General features: G+C 69.4%; 13 protein-coding genes. 10 read left to right on the forward strand and 3 right to left on the reverse strand.

Annotation, left to right across the window (positions count from 1 at the left end; all coding sequences use genetic code 11):
* The first annotated feature begins 33 nt into the window (after nucleotides 1-33).
* Genes WFM69_RS09060 through WFM69_RS09090 form a run of 7 tightly spaced genes read left to right on the forward strand, consistent with a single transcriptional unit; the run spans nucleotide 34 to nucleotide 9,004 of the window.
* Nucleotides 34-1,713: an ABC transporter substrate-binding protein gene (locus tag WFM69_RS09060; RefSeq protein ID WP_337003810.1), complete on the forward strand. Its 1,680-nt coding sequence runs from the start codon at nucleotides 34-36 to the stop codon at nucleotides 1,711-1,713.
* On the forward strand, nucleotides 1,710-2,690 hold the full coding sequence (locus WFM69_RS09065) for an ABC transporter permease (RefSeq protein ID WP_337003811.1): 981 nt from the start codon (nucleotides 1,710-1,712) through the stop codon (nucleotides 2,688-2,690). Before WFM69_RS09060 ends, WFM69_RS09065 begins: the two co-directional genes overlap by 4 nt.
* Nucleotides 2,687-3,619: an ABC transporter permease gene (locus tag WFM69_RS09070; protein ID WP_337003812.1), complete on the forward strand. Its 933-nt coding sequence runs from the start codon at nucleotides 2,687-2,689 to the stop codon at nucleotides 3,617-3,619. Before WFM69_RS09065 ends, WFM69_RS09070 begins: the two co-directional genes overlap by 4 nt.
* Nucleotides 3,620-3,624: 5 nt before the next feature.
* Entirely contained in the window at nucleotides 3,625-5,286 is a 1,662-nt protein-coding gene (locus WFM69_RS09075) for an ABC transporter ATP-binding protein (protein WP_442928411.1), read from the forward strand.
* A 33-nt stretch (nucleotides 5,287-5,319) separates the two neighbouring features.
* On the forward strand, nucleotides 5,320-6,489 hold the full coding sequence (locus WFM69_RS09080) for a glycoside hydrolase family 1 protein (RefSeq protein ID WP_337003814.1): 1,170 nt from the start codon (nucleotides 5,320-5,322) through the stop codon (nucleotides 6,487-6,489).
* Between the two features lie 40 nt (nucleotides 6,490-6,529).
* On the forward strand, nucleotides 6,530-8,122 hold the full coding sequence (gene metG / locus WFM69_RS09085; RefSeq protein WP_337003816.1) for a methionine--tRNA ligase: 1,593 nt from the start codon (nucleotides 6,530-6,532) through the stop codon (nucleotides 8,120-8,122).
* 3 nt (nucleotides 8,123-8,125) lie between these two features.
* Nucleotides 8,126-9,004, forward strand: coding sequence for a TatD family hydrolase (locus WFM69_RS09090; RefSeq protein ID WP_337003818.1), 879 nt, complete (start codon nucleotides 8,126-8,128; stop codon nucleotides 9,002-9,004).
* On the opposite strand, the gene WFM69_RS09095 is transcribed toward WFM69_RS09090, so the two are convergent.
* The gene (locus WFM69_RS09095) at nucleotides 8,983-10,269 is read right to left on the reverse strand and encodes an MFS transporter (RefSeq protein WP_337003819.1); all 1,287 of its coding nucleotides are present in this window, start codon (nucleotides 10,267-10,269) and stop codon (nucleotides 8,983-8,985) included. The genes WFM69_RS09090 and WFM69_RS09095 overlap by 22 nt on opposite strands.
* Nucleotides 10,270-10,323: 54 nt before the next feature.
* Here WFM69_RS09095 and rsmA point away from each other — a divergent pair, with 54 nt between their 5' ends.
* Genes rsmA through WFM69_RS09110 form a run of 3 tightly spaced genes read left to right on the forward strand, consistent with a single transcriptional unit; the run spans nucleotide 10,324 to nucleotide 13,210 of the window.
* Nucleotides 10,324-11,193, forward strand: a complete 870-nt coding sequence (gene rsmA, locus WFM69_RS09100; protein WP_337003820.1) for a 16S rRNA (adenine(1518)-N(6)/adenine(1519)-N(6))-dimethyltransferase RsmA — start codon at nucleotides 10,324-10,326, stop codon at nucleotides 11,191-11,193.
* A 9-nt stretch (nucleotides 11,194-11,202) separates the two neighbouring features.
* Nucleotides 11,203-12,270 carry an L-glyceraldehyde 3-phosphate reductase gene (mgrA, locus tag WFM69_RS09105; protein WP_337003822.1) on the forward strand — a complete coding sequence of 356 codons (1,068 nt, stop codon included), beginning with the start codon at nucleotides 11,203-11,205 and terminating at the stop codon, nucleotides 12,268-12,270.
* Between the two features lie 7 nt (nucleotides 12,271-12,277).
* Complete coding sequence (locus WFM69_RS09110; protein ID WP_337003824.1) at nucleotides 12,278-13,210, forward strand: 4-(cytidine 5'-diphospho)-2-C-methyl-D-erythritol kinase; 933 nt, start codon at nucleotides 12,278-12,280, stop codon at nucleotides 13,208-13,210.
* Nucleotides 13,211-13,247: 37 nt separating this feature from the next.
* Here WFM69_RS09110 and WFM69_RS09115 read toward each other — a convergent pair whose 3' ends face one another.
* Both WFM69_RS09115 and WFM69_RS09120 read right to left on the reverse strand, forming a co-directional pair.
* A complete protein-coding gene (locus WFM69_RS09115; protein ID WP_442928473.1) occupies nucleotides 13,248-13,733 on the reverse strand; it encodes an Lrp/AsnC family transcriptional regulator in 486 nt (161 codons plus the stop codon).
* A gap of 251 nt (nucleotides 13,734-13,984) precedes the next feature.
* Nucleotides 13,985-15,616 (reverse strand): helix-turn-helix domain-containing protein, encoded by a 1,632-nt coding sequence (locus WFM69_RS09120; RefSeq protein WP_337003826.1) that lies wholly within the window; start codon nucleotides 15,614-15,616, stop codon nucleotides 13,985-13,987.
* Between the last annotated feature and the right edge of the window lie 75 nt (nucleotides 15,617-15,691).

The following is a 15,691-nucleotide window of genomic DNA, read 5'->3' on the forward strand; positions in this document are numbered from 1 at the left end:
CCCGTCATGACAGAGACGACATGAGGTGGCAGAGTGGCCGATCGCAGAGGGCCGAAGACACGGATGTTCGGACGGTGGCGACGCGTCGCGGTCGTGGGGATCGCGGCGGTGGCCATCGCCCTGACCGGCTGCAGCATCCAGATCACGTCGCAGCCCGACCCGTCCATCGGCGAGGACACGATGCTGATCAACGCCGACCACGGCAACCCGTTCTTCACCAGGAACTTCAACCCATACCTCACCAACACGCGCACCGCGTCACGGTGGATCTACGAGCCGCTGATCCTGGTGAATCCGCTCGACGGCACGCTGAACCCGTGGCTCGCGTCGGCATGGACGCAGCCCGACGCCCGCACGATCGTGATGACGATCCGCGACGGCGTGACCTGGAGCGACGGCGAGGACCTGACCGCGGACGACGTGGCCTTCACCTTCCAACTGTTGAAGGACAACCCCTCGCTCGACATCAAGGGCGCGTGGCAGCACCTCGACAGTGTCGAGACCGACGGCAGCGACGTGATCCTGCACCTCAAGACCGAGGATGCGCCGTCGCTGTCGATCCTCGGGCAGACCATGATCGTGCCGGAGCACCTGTGGTCGGACGTGAAGGACCCCGGGACCTACCGCAACGAGAAGCCGGTCGGCACCGGGCCGTTCGTGCTCGGCAACTACAACGACCAGCAGTACTCGATGGACCGCAACCCCGACTACTGGCAGGCGGACAAGATCGAGATCGAGCACATCATCCTCCCCGCCACGAACTCGCAGCTCGACACCGTCAGCCGCGGATACGACTGGGCATACGCGTTCATCTCCGATGTCGAGGGCACCTGGGGTGCAGCCAGCGAGCACAACTCCTGGTGGTTCCCGCCGGGCGGTGTGATCGCGCTGATGCCGAACCTCGAGGTCGCACCGTTCGACGACGTGAACGTGCGCCGCGGCATCGCCCTCTCCCTCGACCGTGAGGAGATCGCGGAGACCGCCTCCGAGGGATACATGAAGCCGGCCGGTCAGACCGGGCTCATCCTCCCGAACCAGCAGGAGTACCTCGATCCGAGCATCCCCGACCAGGGCATGATCACCCAGGACACCGACGCCGCACTCGCCTCGTTCGCCGAGGCCGGGTACACGCTCGACGGCGACCGGCTCGTGAACGCCGACGGGGAGCAACTGGAGTTCGCCCTCACCACCGCGAACGGCTTCACCGACTGGACCCGCGCAGCGCAGACCGTACAGCGCCAGCTCGCCGCGGTCGGCGTGAAGGTCACGCTCAAGCTCCCGCAACCCGCGGGCTACCAGAGCGCGATCAGCAACGGCGACTTCGAGATGGCGATCGGCGGCATGGGCAACGGCGACGTGTACCAGGCCTACAACAACCTGCTCTCCAGCGAGTTCTACGTGCCGTCGGGAGAGCCGACCGCGAACAACTTCGAGCGCTACCGGTCTCCCGAGGCCGATGCGCTGCTCGCCGAGTACCGCGAGACCGTCGACCCTGTGCGCCAGGAAGAGATCGTGACGCAGCTGCAGGGCATCGTCTACGACGAGCTGCCCGTGATCGGCCTCTACTACGGCGGCATCTGGGGCCTGTTCAACGACGCCAAGTTCACCGGCTGGCCGAGCGAGGACGACCCGTACATGATTCCGCAGAACTACGACTCCGCGCCGCTGATGATCTTCACCCACCTGACGCGCGTGAAGGGGGACGACCGATGAAGTACGTGCTGCAGAAGTTCGGCCTGTTCGTGCTCACGCTGTGGGCTGCGATCACCCTGAACTTCTTCCTTCCGCGCATGATGCCGGGCTCGCCGGCGGACGCCGCGATCGCGAAGCTGTCGCAGAACGGGCCGGTGTCCGACGCGACGCGAGCGGCGATCGAGGCGCAGTTGGGCGTGCCGACCGGATCGCTGTGGGACCAGTACCTCGCCTATCTCGGTCAGGTGGTCCGGCTCGACTTCGGCGTCTCGTACACCTTCTATCCGCAGAGCGTCGCGAGCATGGTGTCCACGGCCCTGCCGTACACGCTCGGGCTGGTCGGCATCGTCACGATCCTCGCGTTCGTGATCGGCACGCTCATCGGCGTCGCCGCCGCCTGGCGCCGCGGCACCTGGCTCGACACGCTGCCGACCTTGACCGGCTCGTTCCTGAGCACGTTCCCCTACTTCTGGACGGCGCTGCTGCTGCTGTTCTTCTTCGGCTACGTGCTGCACTGGTTCCCGACCACGGGCGCCTACTCGGCCACCACGACCCCCGGGTTCACGTGGGACTTCCTCGGCGATCTGCTGAGCCACGCGTTCCTCCCCGCCCTGACGATCCTGCTCACGTCGCTCGGCGGCTGGATCATCGGGATGCGCAACGCCATGATCAACACGCTCGGCGAGGACTACATCACCTTCGGCGAGGCGAACGGCCTGCACGGCCGCACGATCGCCCTCCGCTACGCCGCGCGCAACGCGATCCTGCCGAACCTCACCGGCTTCGGGCTCACGCTCGGCGGCGTCGTCGGCGGATCGATCCTCGTCGAGCAGGTCTTCGGCTACCCCGGTATCGGCTACCTGCTCTTCAACGCCGTGATCGGGCAGGACTACCCGCTCATGCAGGCGCTGTTCCTGATGATCACGGTGAGCGTGCTCATCGCCAACTTCCTCGTGGACATCCTCTACGGGGTTCTCGACCCGAGGACTCGCCGATGACTACTCCGAATCACGCACCCTCCACCATGAACGTCAAGATCCCTGCCGAGCGCATCGCCGCGCCCAGCCCGTGGCGCGCTTTCGGGCGCATGGTCGCGACCCTCTGGGGCAACGGCAAGGCACGGTTGGGACTGTGCCTGCTCGCCTTCTTCGTGCTGGTCGCGGTGTTCGCGCCGCTGCTCGCCCCCTACGGCGCGAAGGACAACGGCTTCGAGCGCAACGCCGACGCCTCGTGGGAGCACTGGCTCGGCACCACGGCCGCGGGGGAGGACGTGCTCAGCCAGCTCATCTACGGCGCGCAGGTCAGTCTGCTGGTCGGTTTCGCCGCGGGCATCCTGTCCACGATCGTGGCGGTGCTCATCGGTCTGAGCTGGGGCTACATGCGCGGCTTCGCCGGCGAGGTGGTCGGCTTCATCGTCAACCTCTTCCTGGTGATCCCGGGTCTCCCGCTCATGATCGTGATCGCCGCCTACCTGCAGAACGGCGGCATCCTGATGATCATCGCCGTGATCGTGGTGACCGGCTGGGCGTGGGGTGCGCGCGTGCTGCGCAGCCAGACCCAGTCGCTGCGCGGCAACGACTTCGTCACCTCCGCGCAGTTCTCGGGCGACAGCAGGACGCGCATCGTGTTCCGCGAGATCCTGCCGAACATGACGTCGATCATCGCCGGCACGCTCTTCGGGGCGGCGACGGCGGCGATCCTCGCGGAGGCGGGGCTCGAGTTCCTCGGGCTCGGCGACTCCAGCATCGTCAGCTGGGGCACCATGCTCTACTGGGCGCAGAACTCCAACTCGCTCCTCACGGGCCAGTGGCTGCTGCTGTTCGCCCCCGGTCTGTGCATCGCCCTGCTGGCGCTGAGCCTGACGCTCATCAACTTCGGCGTGGACGGCATCTCCAATCCGCGCCTGCGAGAGGGGAAGGGGCGATGACCGCCATGGACTCGAAGGACATTCTGCTCGAGGTGCAGAACCTCTCGGTCGAATACGCGTCGCCGGGGACGAAGCCCGTCAGCGCCGTCGAGGGCGTCTCGTTCTCGCTGCGTCGCGGGGAGTTCGTCGGTCTCGTCGGCGAGTCGGGATCGGGCAAGTCGACGCTCGGATTCGCCCTGACCCGGCTGCAGAAGCCCCCGGCGCGCATCAGCGGCGGGCGCATCCTGTTCGGCGGCCGCGACATCCGCGAGCTCGATGCCGAGGAGCTGCGACGCCAGCGCCAGGGCGGCTTCGCGATGGTGCTGCAGTCGGGCATGAACGCCCTCAATCCGGTGCGGACCGTGGGCAACCACTTCCGCGACATCTTCGCCGCGCACGGACACGTGCCGCGTGACGAGCGGGATGCGCGTGCCCGCGAGCTGATCGGCAAGGTCGGCCTCGACGCCTCGGTGCTCGCCCGCTACCCCGGCGAGCTGTCCGGCGGCATGCGGCAGCGCGTCTCGATCGCCCTCGCACTGTCGCTCGAGCCCCAGTTGATGGTGTTCGACGAGCCGACCACGGCCCTCGACGTGCTCGTGCAGCACGCGGTCATGGACACGATCAAGGAGCTGCAGCACGCCGAGCAGTTCACCGCCATCCTCATCAGCCACGACCTCGGGATCGTGCTGGAGGCGACGGACCGCGTGATGGTGATGCACGAGGGGCGCATCGTCGAAGACGCCAGGAGCATCGACATCCTCGAACGCCCGCAGGACGACTACACGCGCATGCTGCTCAGCCACTACGCCGACCCGCGAGCGGAGAACATCGAGATCCCCGGGTTCGTCGACCGGGAGTCTTCTTCCACCTCCGTCCACACCCGTGACACCCGTCGCGCCGACGCCGCGATCGTCGTGGAGGGCGTCTCGAAGCACTACCCGGCCCCGCGACGAGGGCAGAGCGCCGTGACCGCGGTCGACGACGTCTCGTTCCGGCTCGAACCGGGGGAGGCGCTCGCTCTGGTGGGCGCGTCGGGTTCGGGCAAGTCGACCATCGCCAAGATGCTCACCGGGGTCGAGAAGCCCACCTCGGGCACCATCCGCTTCGGCGATGTCGACGTGGCGACGCTCAAGCGACACGGCCTGCGCGAGCTGCGCAAGGACGTGCAGATGGTGTTCCAGGATCCGTATGCGGCGCTGAACCCGCTGCACACGGTCGAATACGCCCTGACCCGCCCGGTCATGAACTACACGAAGCTGCGTGGGCCGGAGGCCAGGGCTCGGGTGCTCGAACTGCTGGAGACGGTCGGGCTCACGCCGGTCGAGCAGTTCGCGGCCAAGCTGCCGCATCAGCTCTCCGGCGGACAGCGGCAGCGCGTCGTGATCGCCAGGGCGCTGGCGAGCGACCCGCAGGTGCTCATCGCCGACGAGCCGGTGTCGATGCTCGACGTCTCGCTGCGGGCCGGGGTGCTGGCGTTGCTGGAGGATCTGCGCGAGCGGTGGGGCATCAGCATGCTCTACATCACGCACGACCTGTTGAGCGCGCGACTGGTCACCGAGAACATCCTCGTGCTCCACAGCGGGCGCGTGGTCGAACGCGGCGAGACCGCCCAGGTGCTGCAGCATCCGGAGGATCCGTACACGATCCAGCTGCTCGACGCCGTTCCCAACCCCGCACGCGCTCGCTAGAGCGCGGCATCCCAGAAAGAGAGGAGAGCACTCGTGCTCGCATTCCCCGACGGCTTCCTGTGGGGCGCCGCGACCGCGGCCCACCAGGTGGAGGGCAACAACACCACGAGCAACTGGTGGGCGATGGAACATGCGCCGGACTCGCCCATGGTGGAGCCCTCCGGAGACGCCGCCGACCATCTGCACCGCTACCCGGAGGACATGCGGCTGCTCGCCGACGCCGGCCTGAACTCCTATCGGTTCTCGCTGGAGTGGGCGCGGATCGAGCCGGAGCGGGGCTTCGTCTCGCGTGCGATGCTCGACCACTACCGCCGCATGATCGGCACCGCGCGCGAGAACGGACTCGACCCGACGATCTCACTGCTGCACTTCACCGTGCCGCACTGGTTCCAGAAGGACGGCTTCTGGCGTGCCGACGACGCGGTCGACCTGTTCGCCGGCTACGTCGAGACGGTGCTGCCGCTCCTCGACGGCATCGACTACGTGTGCACGATCAACGAGCCGAACATCGCCGCGATGCTCGCCGGGGGAGAGGACGCCGCGAACCTCGTGGCCTTCGGGCTCCCGAACCCCGACCTCGCCGTGGCGGACACCCTGCTCGCGGCGCACCGGAGAGCATCGGAGATCGTGCACGCGGTGCCGGGCGTCAAGGCCGGATGGACGATCGCCACGCAGGCGTTCCACTCCACCGGCGAGCCGGGAGCCGACGAGATGCTGGCCGAGTACGGCGACCCCCGCGACCACTGGTACCTGGAGCAGTCCGCGGGCGACGACTTCGTCGGGGTGCAGGCGTACACACGCACGTTCATCGGGCCGGAGGGGCCGCGACCGGTCGCGGACGACGTGGAGACCACGCTCACCGGGTGGGAGTTCTTCCCCGACGCCCTCGAACTGGGCGTGCGCAGCGCGTGGGAGCGCAGCGGCGGCGTGCCGGTGCTGGTGACAGAGAACGGCATCGCGACCGCCGACGACACCCGCCGCATCGCCTACACGCAGGGTGCGCTGGAGGGACTGCACCGCGCCATCGCCGACGGCATCGACGTGCGCGGCTACCAGCACTGGAGCGCGCTGGACAACTACGAGTGGGCGAGCGGCTTCCGGCCCACCTTCGGCCTCATCGGCTTCGACCACGAGACGTTCGCGCGCACCCCGAAGCCCTCGCTCGCGTGGCTCGGCGAGGTCGCGCGTCGCAACGGCCTCTGAGAGCGTAACCACGGGCATGGGGGCACCTAGAATTGTCCCCATGCCCGCAGGCGAATCCTTCTACATCACCACGCCCATCTACTACCCGTCCGACGTGCCTCACATCGGCCACGGGTACACGACGGTGGCCGTCGACACTCTCGCACGGTGGCACCGTCAGGCGGGCGACGACACCTGGATGCTCACGGGCACCGACGAGCACGGCCAGAAGATGCTGCGCGCCGCCGCGGCCAACAACGTCACGCCGCAGGAGTGGGTCGACAAGCTCGTCAGCGAGAGCTGGTTCCCCCTGCTGAAGACGCTCGACGTCGCGAACGACGACTTCATCCGCACCACGCAGGAGCGCCACGAGGAGCGCGTCAAGAAGTTCGTGCAGGCGATCTACGACCGCGGCTACATCTATGCGGGCGAGTACGAGGCGCTGTACTGCGTGGGCTGCGAGGAGTTCAAGCCGGAGTCGGAGATCCTCGACGGCACGGGTCCGTTCGAAGGCCTGAAGGTCTGCGCGATCCACTCGAAGCCGCTCGAACTGCTGCAGGAGAAGAACTACTTCTTCAAGCTGAGCGAGTTCCAGGACCGTCTGCTCGAGCTGTACAAGGACGAGCCCGACTTCATCCGCCCGGAGTCGGCGCGCAACGAGGTCGTGTCGTTCGTGCGTCAGGGCCTCAAGGATCTGTCGATCTCGCGTTCCGCGTTCGACTGGGGCATCCCGCTGCCGTGGGACGAGTCGCACGTCATCTACGTGTGGGTCGACGCGCTGCTGAACTACGCCACGGCCGTCGGCTACGGCGACGACGACGCGACGTTCGAGCGCCGCTGGCCCGCGTACCACGTGGTCGGCAAGGACATCCTGCGCTTCCACGCCGTGATCTGGCCGGCGATGCTGATGGCGGCGGGCGTCGACGTGCCCAAGGGCGTCTTCGCGCACGGCTGGCTGCTGGTCGGCGGCGAGAAGATGTCGAAGTCGAAGCTCACCGGCATCGCGCCGACCGAGATCACCGACGTCTTCGGCTCCGACGCGTACCGCTTCTACTTCCTCTCCGCGATCGCCTTCGGGCAGGACGGCTCGTTCTCCTGGGAGGACCTGTCGGCGCGCTACCAGGCCGAGCTCGCGAACGGCTTCGGCAACCTCGCCTCGCGCACCACCGCGATGATCGAGAAGTACTTCGAGGGGATCGTGCCGCCTGCGGCCGAGTACACCGAGAACGACCTCGCGATCCAGAAGATCGTGGCGGATGCGGCGACGAACGCGGATGCCGCGATCGCGCAGTTCCGCATCGACGAGGCGATCTCGGCGATCTGGACGATCGTCGACGCGCTGAACGGCTACATCACCGCGAACGAGCCGTGGGCGCTGGCCAAGCAGGCCAACAGCGGAGACGAAGACCAGCTCGCGCGCCTCGGCACCGTGCTGTACACGTGTGCGGAGGGTCTGCGCGCTCTCGCGGTGCTGCTCTCGCCGGTGATGCCGCAGTCGACCGAGAAGCTGTGGGTCGCGCTCGGCGCCGCCGAGACGATCGGCCGCCTGCAGGACCAGCCGATCCGCGAAGCCGGCGCCTGGGGCGTGCTGCGCCCCGGGACCAGCGTCAACGGTCTCGCGCCGCTGTTCCCGCGGGTGGAGCAGTCGGCCTGAGCCATGTCGGGGACGTACGTGCAGCGCCGCGACGGCGACGGGCGCAAGGATCTGCGATATCCGGCCGCGCCCGAGCCGCTCGCGGTGCCGGTGTACGACAACCACGCCCACCTCGAGATCGTGGACGGCGATGACCCGCTGTCGCTGACGGAGCAGCTCGACCGCGCGGCGGCCGTCGGCATCGCCGGGGTCGTGCAGGCCTCGGGCGACATCGAGTCGTCGCGCTGGGCGGTCGAAGCCGCGGCGTCCGATCCGCGCGTGCTCGCCGCCGTCGCCATCCACCCGAACGACGCGCCCACCTATGCGGAGGAGGGGCGCCTGGATGAGGCGATCGCCGTGATCGACGAGCTCGCCGCGCATCCGCGCACGCGGGCGATCGGCGAGACGGGGCTCGACTTCTTCCGCACCGAGCCCGAGCGGCAGGCGCCGCAGTTCGCGTCGTTCGAGGCGCACATCGCGCTTGCGAAGAAGCACGGCATCGCGATGCAGATCCACGACCGCGACGCGCATGACGCGGTGCTGGAGACGCTCGCCCGCGTCGGCGCTCCGGAGCGCACGGTGTTCCACTGCTTCTCGGGCGACGATGCGATGGCCCGCATCTGCGCGGACGCCGGATATCACCTGTCGTTCGCCGGCAACGTCACGTTCAAGAACGCGCAGAATCTGCGGGACGCGCTGAAGGTCACCCCGCTCGATCGCCTCCTGGTAGAGACGGACGCCCCGTTCCTCACGCCGGTACCGCTGCGCGGCCGCCCGAATGCGCCCTACCTGGTGCCGATCACCGTGCGGTTCATGGCCGCCGAGCTCGGCATCGACGTCGACGAGCTCTCCGCCCAGCTGGCCGAGAACACCCTGCGGGTCTACGGTTCGTTCGCCGACTGACTCTCTGATTCCCCGTCTACCGGGTTCGGTTCTTCCACCGGCTTCGCGCTGACGATCTGCGAGATCGGCTTCCACACCAGCAGCAGGGTGAGCGCCGCGCCGCCGAACGCGAACCACCACGGCGCGGTGAGCCCCCACATCTGCGCGATCACGCCGCCGAGCGCCTGGCCGATGACCATGCCGCCGAACACGCCGACCATGCTGACGGAAGCCACGCGGCCCTGCAGTGCGGTCGGCACGAGGCGCTGCCGCACGGTGGTGGAGATGGTGCCCCACACGAACGCGTACGCGCCGAAGAAGAACATGATGACCAGAGCGACGACGCCCGTGGTGGTGAGGGCGAAGGCGAGGTGCATGAGCACCTCCATCGACAGCACGATGCGCATGAGCGTCGCGAACGACACGTGTCGCTCCAGCCAGCCGAAGCTGAACGTGCCGAGCAGCCCCCCGGCCGCCGATGCCGTGGTGAGGGCGCCGTACCCGACGGCGCCCATGTGCAGGTGCTCGGTGGCGTAGAGCACGAGCACGCCCCAGGGGGCGGCCCAGGTGACATTGAAGACCAGGATGATGATGGTCAGCATCCGCACCGGAGGGTTGCGCCACAGCCAGCGCACGCCCTCCGCGATATCGGTGTGCACGGGCGTGCGCTCGTCGGTGTCGCGGGGTGGCACCGGCGTGCGGGCCATGCGGGAGATGAGCACGACGGCGAGGCTCACGCACACGACCTCGAGCAGGAACGGCCACGCGGTGCCCGCCGCGAACAGGAACGCGCCCAGCGGAGGGCCGGCGAACTGGTTCGCCACCAGGTATCCCGCCTGGAGGCGGGCGTTGCCGATGCCGAGGTCGACGGGCTTCACGAGCATGGGGAGCAGAGTGCTGCCGGCTGTGTCGACGAACACCTCGGCGGTGCCGTAGAGGAACGCGACCGCGAGCACGACCCAGATGTTGGCGACGCCCGTGATGAGGAACACGCACAGCGCCGCGAGCACCACGGCCCTGGCGGCGTTCGCGAACATGACCAGTCGCCGTCGGTCGAAACGGTCGGCGATGGCCCCGGCGTGCAGGCCGAACAGCAGCCACGGCAGGAACTGCAGGATCGCGCCCGCCGCGACCAGGATCGGCGACGACGTCATCGAGGCGATCAGCAGCGGCGCGGCGGCGAGTGCCACACCGTCGCCGATGTTGCTCGTCCACGAGGAGGCGAGCAGCCACCGGAAATCGCGGCCCAGGCGGCGGGGCGCGACGAGTTCACCGAGGGAAGGCACCAGAGAAGACTACTGAGGGCGGGGGACATCGGCGGCGTGGGGGAGAATGGGGGGATGACCGTCACCCTGCTCGGCGCTTCCGAGATCCGCCGCCTCGCCGCCGAGCTCGACGTCACCCCGACGAAGAAGCTCGGCCAGAACTTCGTGACCGACGCGAACACCGTCCGCAAGATCGTGCAGGCCGCCCGGGTGCAGCCGCACGAGCGCGTGGTCGAGGTCGGCCCCGGTCTGGGCTCCCTGACCCTCGCGATCCTGGAGACCGGGGCATCCGTCACCGCCGTCGAGATCGACCACCGCCTCGCCGCGCGACTGGCGCAGACCGCCGCGGAGCACGGCGTCGAGGCCGACCGGCTCACGGTCGTCGACGCGGATGCGCTGCGCATCACCGAGCTTCCCGGTGAACCCACGGTGCTCGTCGCCAACCTGCCCTACAACGTCTCGGTCCCGGTGCTGCTGCACTTCCTGGAGAACTTCTCGTACCTTCAGCGCGGTGTCGTGATGGTCCAGGCCGAGGTCGCCGAGCGCCTTGCCGCGAAGCCCGGGTCGAAGATCTACGGCTCGCCCAGCGTCAAAGCGGCCTGGTACGGCGAGTGGAAGCTGTGCGGGAACGTGTCCCGCCAGGTGTTCTGGCCGGTCCCGAACGTCGACAGCCTGCTGGTGGGGTTCGACCGTTCCGACGGGGAGCGCGGCACCGAGGAGGAGCGGCAGCGCACCTTCCAGATCGTGGATGCGGCGTTCAACCAGCGCCGCAAGATGCTCCGGCAGGCGCTGTCGGGGATCTTCGGCAGCTCGGCCGCGGCATCCGAGGCGCTCATCGCCGCCGGTGTCGCCCCCACGGCGCGCGGCGAAGATCTCACGGTCGAGGACTACCAGCGCATCGCGCAGCATGCTCCTCTCGCTGACGAGGTCGCTCCCACGCAGTAATCTGGCACGGTGACCGACTCCCCCCGCTTCCGTCCCGACGTCCCCGAGCTGCACCGCCCCTACGCGGCGGACGAGAACCGCTATCAGCAGTTCGCCTACCGCCAGGTCGGCACGTCCGGCCTGTACCTGCCCCCGATCTCGCTCGGCCTGTGGTGGAACTTCGGCGACAACATCCCGCTCGACAACCAGCGCGACCTGCTGCGTCACGCGTTCGACCGCGGCATCACACACTTCGACCTCGCGAACAACTACGGTCCTCCCTACGGCTCGGCCGAGAAGAACTTCGGTCGCATCTTCGCCGAGGACTTCCGCCCGTACCGCGATGAGCTGATCATCTCCTCGAAGGCCGGGTGGGACATGTGGCCGGGCCCGTACGGCGACTTCGCGAGCCGCAAGTACATCCTCGCCAGCGCCGAGCAGTCGCTCACGCGCATGGGCCTGGACTACGTCGACATCTTCTACTCGCACCGCGTCGACCCGGTCACCCCGATCGCCGAGACCGTGGGTGCGCTCGACACGCTCGTGCGTCAGGGCAAGGCCCTCTATGTGGGCATCTCGTCGTACAGCGCCGAGCGCACGGCCGAGGCCGTCGCGGTGGCGAAGCAGCTCGGCACGCCGCTGGTCATCCACCAGCCCGCGTACTCGATCCTGAACCGCTGGGTCGAGGACGGGCTGACCGACACCCTCGAGCAGTCCGGACTCGGGGCGATCGCGTTCACCCCGCTCGCCCAGGGGCTCCTGACCGACAAGTACCTCGGCGACGGCACGGCCGAGCGTGCGCAGCAGCGCGGTTCGCTGCCGCAGGGGCGTCTCTCCGACGGGGCCGTGCAGACGCTGCGTGCGCTGAACGAGGTGGCGCAGGGGCGCGGTCAGTCCCTCGCGCAGCTCGCGCTGCAGTGGACGCTGCGCAACCCCGTGGTCGCGTCGGCGCTGATCGGCGCCTCGCGCCCGGCGCAGCTCGACGAGAACATCGCGGCCGTCAGCGGGCCTGCGTTCACGGCGGAGGAGCTCGCCCGCATCGACGAACTCGCCGGTGCCATCGACGTGAACCTGTGGGCGACGTCGTCGGAGCTGTGACCCGATCATGAGCCTCGCCGCGTCCACCGACTCCGTGCACGTGCGCGCGCCCGGCAAGATCAACGTGTATCTGGGCGTCGGCGGTCGCCACGACGACGGCTACCACTCGCTCGCGACGGTCTTCCAGGCGGTGTCGCTGTACGAGGACGTGATCGCACGGCCGGCCGACGACTTCTCGATCACGGTCTCGGGATACGAGGACATGAGCGGGGTGCCGCTCGACGACCGCAATCTCGCGATGCGGGCGGCGAAACTGCTGGCGACGGCGGTCGAGCACCCGGGCGGTGTCGCGCTCGAGATCCGCAAGAGCGTGCCGGTGGCCGGGGGCATGGGCGGCGGTTCAGCCGATGCGGCGGCGGCCCTGGTGGCCTGCGACGCGCTGTGGGGCACCGGGCTGTCGCCGGCCCGGCTGCACGATCTCGCCGCCCGGCTCGGAGCCGATGTGCCGTTCGCGCTGCACGGCGGCACGGCTGTGGGCACGGGGCGCGGCGACCAGCTCAACCCCGCCCTCGCGCGCGGACGGTTCGACTGGGTCCTGGTGACGAGCGACCGGGGGCTGTCGACACCCGTGGTCTATGAGCGCCTCGACCTGCTGCGCGAGGAGGAGGGCGCCCTCGCCGACGACCCGCTGCTGTCGCTCGACGTGCCCATCCCCGTGCTCCAGGCGCTGCGGTCGGGCGATCCGGCACTGCTCGCCGACGCCCTCGCCAACGACCTGCAGGTGGCCGCGCTGTACGAGCGGCCCGATCTCGCCGAGACGATCCGTCAGGGTGTCGCGGCGGGTGCGTTGCAGGGGATCGTGTCAGGATCCGGTCCCACGGTGGCGCTGCTGTGCCCCGATCCGGAGACCGCGCAGGCGGTGCAGACGGCGTTGCGCGAGGCGGGACTCGATCCGCTGCACGTGCACGGACCCGTGGCCGGCGCCCGCATCATCGGTTGAGCCGCGTCTGCCGACACCATCCCGCGATCTGCGCCGCTCAGTCCGCGTGCAGGAGCGCGCTGACGCGGTAGGGGATGACCTCGCGCAGGAACAGGCTGGTCGAGGTGCGGAGGATGCCGGGGCAGAGCCGCACCACCTCAGCAACGCGGTAGAGGTCGTCGGGATCCTTGGCGACCACCCGCAGCAGCAGGTCGGTGTCGCCGGCGGGGGCGAAGCACTCCAGCACCTCCGGCACGCGGCTGAGTGCGTTGATCGCGGCGGTGATCTGGTGCTGGTCGAGCTCGACCATGATCGAGGCGGAGACACCGCGACCCAGCGCCCGCGGGAGCACGCGGGAACTGTGCGCGCGCAGGTAGCCGCCGGACTCGAGTCGTTCGAGCCGGGCGTGCACGGTGCCGCGGGCGAGGCCGAGGTCCTGCGCGATCAGGGCGACCGGCCGTCGCGGGTCGCCGTCGAGCACCGTGAGGATCCTCCGGTCGGTCTCGTCGAGGAGGTTGGCCATTTCGATCACCGTCGCCTTCATCGTCGGGTGGAGATTGATCAGATCGATCAATCAGAATCCACTCTATGGTCTGGATGACCGGCTCGTGTTGAAATGAGTGTCAGATACGCAGGATGTCTGCCGCGAGCGGGCATCACGCGCACCCGACCGGGAGGCCACGAGCCGCAGGTGCCGGGTGTCGACGGCGACGGGCCACGAGCCTCAGCCGGCCCCGTCCCCTCGGCGGCATCGTCCGGCACGGGGCGGGGCGGGCGCTGTCTCCGGTCGCCGCGTCACTCGCGGGGGAGGAGCAGGCGCAGCTGCACCATGGCCGAGAACCGGGCCTCGGGGTCGGTGAGGTCGAGACCGCTGATCTCAGACAGCCGGCGCAGCCGGTACCGGAACGTGTTGGGGTGCGTGTAGACGCGGGCCGCAGCCACCGCCACGTCGCCGAAGGCATCGAGCCAGGCCCGCAGCGTCTCGACCAGATGCGTGCCCTTCTCGCGATCCTGGGCGAGGAGCTGTGCGACGGGGCCGGTCGGCTGATCGCCGCGGGCGCGCACCAGGTCGCCGAGCTCGACCAGCAGCGCCTCCATCTGCACGGCGGTGAAGCGCGCGACCGGTTCGCGCAGAGACGACTGGCGAAGCACGCGGAGGGCACGGTCGGCGTTCGCGCGCGAGGTCGGGATGCCCGCGGCGTCGTCCGCCACGGTGCCGACGCCGATGCGGATCTCACTGGTCGCCCCGAGTCGTCCGAGGAAGTCGGTCGCCACGCGTGCAGCGCTGCTGTCGGCGTCGCTGTGCTCGGGGCCGGAGTCCGCGTCGCCCTGCTCCGGGCGGCTGCCCGCGACCGCGTACACGACATTGCCGATCACGGCGACGGCGGAGCGGAGATAGACGGCGCCGAGGTGGACGGCGAAGGCGTCCGCGATCCGCTGTCGCTCGGCCACCCCGCGCGCACCGGCGGAGGGGTCGTCGTCGGCCTCCTCCGCGGCGGACAGAGCGAGCACCACGCAGCGGTGATCGCTCAGGCGCAGCCGGGCCGTGGCGTCGGCGGCGCCAGGTCCGCCTTCGAGGATCGTGGCCAGCAGATCGGCGCGCAGACGGCGCTCCACGTCGGCGCCGGCCCGCAGCCGCAGCATGTGCAGAGCGACGAGTCCCGCGGAATCCTTGAGGGCGCGCACCCGGTCGGGGGAGAGGGGCTCCTGCACGGCGGCCCAGATCGACCCGAGGATCTCGTCGCCCGCGCGCACCGCGAGCGCCACCCGGGGGAACGAGGGGAGCCCTTCGGTGTTGAGCACCGGCCCGACGTCGATCGGGTCCTCGCTGCGGTACAGCTCCTGGAAGACGCCGCGCTCCTCCAGCTGACGGGCGAAGCGCTCCGGCACCTGCCGTCCGAGCACCGTCTCGATGCGGGCGGGATCGGCCTCGTGCTGTCGTCCGGAGAAGGCGACCACACGGGAGTTGCGGTCCTCGATCGTCACGGGGGCGTTCAAGAGTGTCGCGATCGCGTTGGCGAGGGCGAAGAGGTCGCCGGAGGGCATGCCGCCCAGGGTCGTGGCCGCCTGATCCCCGACGTCACCCTCGGCGATGAGCGAACGGAGCATCGCCGCGAGCTGCGCCCACGAGGCGCCGCGGGTGAGCGCGAGGACCGGGATGCCGGTGGCCTCGGCGGCCTCCCGCACCGGCTGCTCGGTGCGCACGGGAGCGCGGAGCACGAGGCCCGCCGCATGCTGGTCGGCGAGCGTGCGCAGCAGATCGGCGATCTCGTCGGGATCGCTCAGGCCCACTCCGAGCACCAGGGCTCCTCGTGTGGGCATCGCGTCGTCGAGCACGTCGTGGATCACGACCGTCTCGATCTCGGTGTCGTCGTCGGCCGCGCCGCTGACGACCTCGAGAAGCGTGTTCCCGAGATCTTCGATCACTCGGCCGAGGCTGGCGCGCGGCCGTGTCGTCACTGACATGAGCACAAGGCCCAGAGTAGGGGGCGACCGATCGCC

This window comes from Microbacterium sp. LB12 (assembly GCF_037150835.1).
Classification (GTDB): Bacteria; Actinomycetota; Actinomycetes; order Actinomycetales; family Microbacteriaceae; genus Microbacterium.

What these genes read in the sequence shown, in the direction of transcription:
- WFM69_RS09065 (WP_337003811.1), top strand. Translation starts at nt 1,710, where the DNA reads ATGAAGTACGTGCTGCAGAAGTTCGGCCTGTTCGTGCTCACGCTGTGG.
- WFM69_RS09070 (WP_337003812.1), top strand. Translation starts at nt 2,687, where the DNA reads ATGACTACTCCGAATCACGCACCCTCCACCATGAACGTCAAGATCCCT.
- WFM69_RS09075 (WP_442928411.1), top strand. Translation starts at nt 3,625, where the DNA reads ATGGACTCGAAGGACATTCTGCTCGAGGTGCAGAACCTCTCGGTCGAA.
- metG (WP_337003816.1), top strand. Translation starts at nt 6,530, where the DNA reads ATGCCCGCAGGCGAATCCTTCTACATCACCACGCCCATCTACTACCCG.
- WFM69_RS09090 (WP_337003818.1), top strand. Translation starts at nt 8,126, where the DNA reads ATGTCGGGGACGTACGTGCAGCGCCGCGACGGCGACGGGCGCAAGGAT.
- rsmA (WP_337003820.1), top strand. Translation starts at nt 10,324, where the DNA reads ATGACCGTCACCCTGCTCGGCGCTTCCGAGATCCGCCGCCTCGCCGCC.
- WFM69_RS09110 (WP_337003824.1), top strand. Translation starts at nt 12,278, where the DNA reads ATGAGCCTCGCCGCGTCCACCGACTCCGTGCACGTGCGCGCGCCCGGC.
- WFM69_RS09115 (WP_442928473.1), bottom strand. Translation starts at nt 13,733, where the DNA reads ATGAAGGCGACGGTGATCGAAATGGCCAACCTCCTCGACGAGACCGAC.